This window comes from Cellulosimicrobium cellulans (assembly GCF_001722485.1).
Taxonomy (GTDB): Bacteria; Actinomycetota; Actinomycetes; order Actinomycetales; family Cellulomonadaceae; genus Cellulosimicrobium; species Cellulosimicrobium cellulans_A.
In genome coordinates, this window is sequence record NZ_LWGL01000211.1 from 1 (window position 1) to 4,702 (window position 4,702).

A 4,702-nucleotide genomic window follows, 5' to 3' on the forward strand; every position below is an offset into this window, starting at 1 on the left:
GCGGCTGCTGCGGATCGCCGAGCGGCTCGACGCGTGGCTCGACGAGCACGTGCCCGACGTCGTCGCCGTCGAGCGCGTGTTCGCCCAGCACAACGTCGGCACCGTCATGGGGACGGCGCAGGTCGCCCTGCCTGCTCGCCGGCTACCCGTCCGGGATCGCGTTCGTCGTCGCGATCAAGGGCCTCGGGCGCTACCCGGAGCTGCGCGAGCACCCCGTCGCGTCCGAGCGGTTCGTGGTGGGCACGCTCGCCTCGATGTCGTGGGCCGCGACCGTGGGGGTGCTCGCCGACGCCGTGCTCTCCGCGCTCCGGTAGACTCGACCAGGCCTGTTCGCCGGTCGACCGGCCTCGACCGAGGGGCCCGGGCGGCCGGGTGCGCGGACGGCCCCCGACGACCCTGCGACAGGAAGACCACCGTGGCGACGACCAACGACATCAAGAACGGCACCGTGCTCCGGATCGACGGCCAGCTGTGGAGCGTCATCGAGTTCCAGCACGTCAAGCCCGGCAAGGGTGGCGCGTTCGTCCGCACGAAGATCAAGAACGTCCTCACGGGCAAGACGGTCGACAAGACGTTCAACGCCGGCATCAAGATCGAGACGGCCAACGTGGACCGCCGCGACTACCAGTACCTGTACATGGACGGCGCGGACTACGTGTTCATGGACACGTCCACCTACGACCAGATCACCATCTCGCCCGAGGTCGTCGGCGACGCCAAGGACTACCTGCTCGAGAGCCAGAACGTCCTCGTGGCCTCAAACGACGGCCAGCCGCTGTACGTCGAGCTGCCGGCCTCCGTGGTCCTCGAGATCACCTACACCGAGCCCGGCCTGCAGGGCGACCGCTCGACCGGCGGCACCAAGCCCGCCACGCTCGAGACCGGCGCGCAGATCCAGGTCCCGCTGTTCCTCGAGCAGGGCACCAAGGTCAAGGTCGACACGCGCGACGGGTCGTACCTCGGCCGCGTCAACGACTGACGGGCCGGCGCACCCCACATGGCCGCACGCACCAAGGCGCGCAAGCGCGCGCTCGACGTCCTCTTCGAGGCGGAGCAGCGCCGGGTCGACCCGGCGACGCTGCTCGCGGAGCGCGTCGCCGACCCCGGCGTCGCGCAGTCCGCGGTGCCGCAGTACGCGGTCGACATCGTCGAGGGCGTGCTCGCGCACCGCGACCGCATCGACGAGCTGATCGAGACGTACTCGCACGGGTGGACGCTCGACCGCATGCCCGCCGTCGACCGGGCGCTCCTGCGCATCGGCGGCTGGGAGATCCTCTTCAACGACGACGTCCCCGACGTCGTCGCCGTGGACGAGGCCGTCGACCTGGCCCGCTCGCTGTCGACGGACGACTCGCCGTCGTTCGTCAACGGGCTGCTGGCCCGCATCGTCGAGATGAAGCCGACGATCACTGCCTGAGATCACCGCCTGAGATCGCTGCCTGAGACCACGGCCTCTTCCCGCCCGGGCCGCGGCCCGGCGCACCCACGAGACGTCCGACGCGGCGTCGGTCCGCTGTGACCGACGCCGCGTCCCACGTCCCGGACGCGAGCCGTCCCCCGGGCGCGGCGCCCGGTAGGGTGAGCCCGTCAGACATCCTTTAAGGCCCGTCCCGTGAGGCGGGGAAGGAGGTCGCCGGACATGAGCTCTGGCCCTGCCGTACCCACATCCTCGTCGACGCCCGCGTCGACCCCCACCGGCCCGTCGGCCGGCACCGTCGTCATGACGGCCGCGGACATCTCCCGCGCCCTGACCCGCATCGCCCACGAGATCGTGGAGCGCAACAAGGGCACCGACGACCTCGTCCTGCTCGGCATCCCGACGCGCGGCGTCCCGCTCGCCGACCGCCTCGCCGAGCGCCTCGCGGCGATCGAGGAGCCGCGCGAGGACGGCGCCGCCGCGCGCGACCGCCCGGCGGTCGTCGGCGAGCTCGACGTGACGATGTACCGCGACGACCTGCACCGCCACCCCACGCGCACCATCGGCGCGACCCGCCTGCCCGCGTCGGGCATCGACGGGAAGGTGGTCGTCCTCGTCGACGACGTCCTGTACTCCGGGCGCACCATCCGCGCCGCGCTCGACGCGATCAGCGACCTCGGGCGCCCGCGCGCCGTGCAGCTCGCCGCGCTCGTCGACCGGGGGCACCGCGAGCTGCCGATCCGGCCCGACTTCGTCGGCAAGAACCTGCCCACCTCCACGAGCGAGCGCGTGAGCGTGCGCCTCGCCGAGGTCGACGGCGAGGACCCCGCCGGGGCGGGCGACGCCGTCGTGATCCACGCGGCGCCCGCCGGGCGCGACGCGGGGGAGGTGCGCGCGTGAGGCACCTGCTCTCCACCCAGGAGCTCGCGCGCGAGGACGCGGTGCGCGTCCTCGACACCGCGGCGCAGATGGCCGCGACGCAGTCGCGCGAGATCAAGAAGCTCCCGACGCTGCGTGGCCGCACCGTGGTCAACCTCTTCTACGAGGACTCCACGCGCACGCGCATCTCGTTCGAGACGGCCGCGAAGCGCCTGTCCGCCGACGTCATCAACTTCTCCGCCAAGGGCTCGAGCGTGTCCAAGGGCGAGTCGCTCAAGGACACCGCGCTCACGCTGCGCGCCATGGGCGCCGACGCCGTCGTGGTGCGCCACCAGGCGTCCGGCGCGCCGCACCTGCTCGCCCACGCGGGCTGGCTCGACGCCGCCGTGGTCAACGCTGGGGACGGCACGCACCAGCACCCGACGCAGGCGCTCCTCGACGCGTACACCCTGCGCCGGCACCTGTCCGGCACGGGGCTCACGGCGCCCGGCGCGTCCGGGCCCGACGACGCGGCCGCGCTCGGCGCGGACCTCGCGGGCCGGCACGTCGCGATCGTCGGGGACGTGCTGCACTCGCGCGTCGCGCGGTCGAACGTGCACCTGCTGCACACGCTCGGGGCGCACGTGACGCTCGTCGCGCCGCCGACGCTCCTGCCGGTCGGGGTCGAGACCTGGCCGTGCACCGTCTCGTACGACCTCGACGCGACCCTCGCGGGCCACGGCCCCCACGGGACGACGGACGCCGTGATGATGCTGCGCGTGCAGCGCGAGCGCATGAGCGGCGCCGGCGCGGGCGGCGGGGCGTTCTTCCCCAACCCGCTCGAGTACTCCCGCAAGTTCGGCCTCGACGCGCGGCGCCTCGACCTGCTCGACCCGCACGCGATCGTCCTGCACCCCGGTCCGATGAACCGCGGCCTGGAGATCTCCGCGCAGGCGGCGGACTCGTCGCGCGCGGTCATCGTCGAGCAGGTCGCCAACGGGGTGGCGGTGCGCATGGCCGTGCTCTACCTCCTCCTCGCGGGCGCCGACGAGCCGCAGCCGGCCCCCGTACCGGTCGCCGCAGCCGCCACCACCCCCACCGGGGCCCCCGCCCCCCACCCCACCGAAAGGGTCGTCACCTCGTGAGCAGCGTCGGAACCACCTACGTCCTGCGCGGGGCCCGGCCCCTCGGCGGCGACCCCGTCGACCTCGTCCTCGCGGGCGGCGTGATCGCCGAGGTCGCGCCCGTGGGCTCGTCGCGCGCCGCCGGCGACGACGTCGTCGTGGTCGACGCGACCGGCACGGTCGCGCTGCCCGGCCTCGTCGACCTGCACACCCACCTGCGCGAGCCCGGGCGCGAGGACGCCGAGACCGTCGAGTCCGGCACGCGCGCCGCGGCCGCGGGCGGCTTCACGGCCGTGCACGCCATGGCCAACACGACGCCGGTCGCGGACACCGCGGGCGTCGTCGAGCAGGTGTGGCGGCTCGGCCGCGACGCCGGCTGGGCCGACGTCCACCCCGTCGGCGCCGTGTCCGTCGGGCTCGCGGGCGAGCAGCTCGCCGAGCTCGGCGCGATGGCCGACTCCGCCGCGCGCGTGCGCGTCTTCTCCGACGACGGCAAGTGCGTCGCCGACCCGATCCTCATGCGTCGCGCGCTCGAGTACGTCAAGGCGTTCGACGGCGTCGTCGCGCAGCACGCGCAGGAGCCGCGCCTGACCGAGGGCGCGCAGATGAACGAGGGCGTCGTGTCCGCCGAGCTCGGGCTCGCGGGCTGGCCCGCGGTCGCCGAGGAGGCGATCATCGCGCGCGACGTCCTCCTCGCCGAGCACGTCGGCTCGCGCCTGCACGTGTGCCACCTGTCCACGGCCGGGTCGGTCGAGATCGTGCGGTGGGCCAAGGGCCGCGGCATCGACGTCACCGCCGAGGTCACGCCGCACCATCTCGTCCTCACCGACGAGCTCGCGCGCGGCTACGACCCGACGTTCAAGGTCAACCCGCCCCTGCGCACCGCGGCTGACGTCGAGGCCGTGCGCGCCGGGCTCGCCGACGGGACGATCGACATCGTCGCGACCGACCACGCTCCGCACCCGGTCGAGGACAAGGACTGCGAGTGGGCGGCGGCCGCGTTCGGCATGACCGGGCTCGAGACCGCGCTGAGCGTCGTCCAGGAGACCATGGTCGACACCGGCCGCATGACGTGGGCCGACGTCGCGCGCGTGCTCTCGACGAACCCGGCGCGCATCGGGCGCATCGACACCGGCCCGACGGCCCACGGCCGCCCGCTGGAGGTCGGCGAGCCCGCCTGCCCGTCACGTCGTCCGCCATCTCTTCGTCACCTCGCCGCCGGGCGCCGGCGTCGGACCGGTACCGCGAGCAGCACGAACACGAGCAGGACCGCGCCGGCGACCGTCATCCACGCCGAGCGGTG

5 protein-coding genes and 1 pseudogene are annotated in these 4,702 nt (G+C 74.0%); all 6 read left to right on the forward strand.

Going from position 1 to position 4,702, the window contains the following annotated elements:
* Nucleotides 1–131 precede the first annotated feature (131 nt).
* A pseudogene (locus JZ5iCDA_RS20020) lies at nt 132–314 on the forward strand (hypothetical protein); the annotation flags it as partial.
* A 101-nt stretch (nt 315–415) separates the two neighbouring features.
* Complete coding sequence (efp, locus tag JZ5iCDA_RS15700; RefSeq protein WP_069387997.1) at nt 416–979, forward strand: elongation factor P; 564 nt, start codon at nt 416–418, stop codon at nt 977–979.
* Between the two features lie 18 nt (nt 980–997).
* A complete protein-coding gene (nusB, locus tag JZ5iCDA_RS15705; RefSeq protein ID WP_069387998.1) occupies nt 998–1,417 on the forward strand; it encodes a transcription antitermination factor NusB in 420 nt (139 codons plus the stop codon).
* Nucleotides 1,418–1,639: 222 nt separating this feature from the next.
* Complete coding sequence (gene pyrR, locus JZ5iCDA_RS15710; RefSeq protein ID WP_083260079.1) at nt 1,640–2,317, forward strand: bifunctional pyr operon transcriptional regulator/uracil phosphoribosyltransferase PyrR; 678 nt, start codon at nt 1,640–1,642, stop codon at nt 2,315–2,317.
* Nucleotides 2,314–3,420 (forward strand): aspartate carbamoyltransferase catalytic subunit, encoded by a 1,107-nt coding sequence (locus JZ5iCDA_RS15715; RefSeq protein ID WP_083260080.1) that lies wholly within the window; start codon nt 2,314–2,316, stop codon nt 3,418–3,420. Before pyrR ends, JZ5iCDA_RS15715 begins: the two co-directional genes overlap by 4 nt.
* Nucleotides 3,417–4,702: dihydroorotase (locus JZ5iCDA_RS15720; protein ID WP_083260081.1), on the forward strand; the 1,286-nt coding region annotated here is incomplete at its 3' end. The genes JZ5iCDA_RS15715 and JZ5iCDA_RS15720, both read left to right, overlap by 4 nt.

What these genes read in the sequence shown, in the direction of transcription:
- nusB (WP_069387998.1), top strand. Translation starts at nt 998, where the DNA reads ATGGCCGCACGCACCAAGGCGCGCAAGCGCGCGCTCGACGTCCTCTTC.
- pyrR (WP_083260079.1), top strand. Translation starts at nt 1,640, where the DNA reads ATGAGCTCTGGCCCTGCCGTACCCACATCCTCGTCGACGCCCGCGTCG.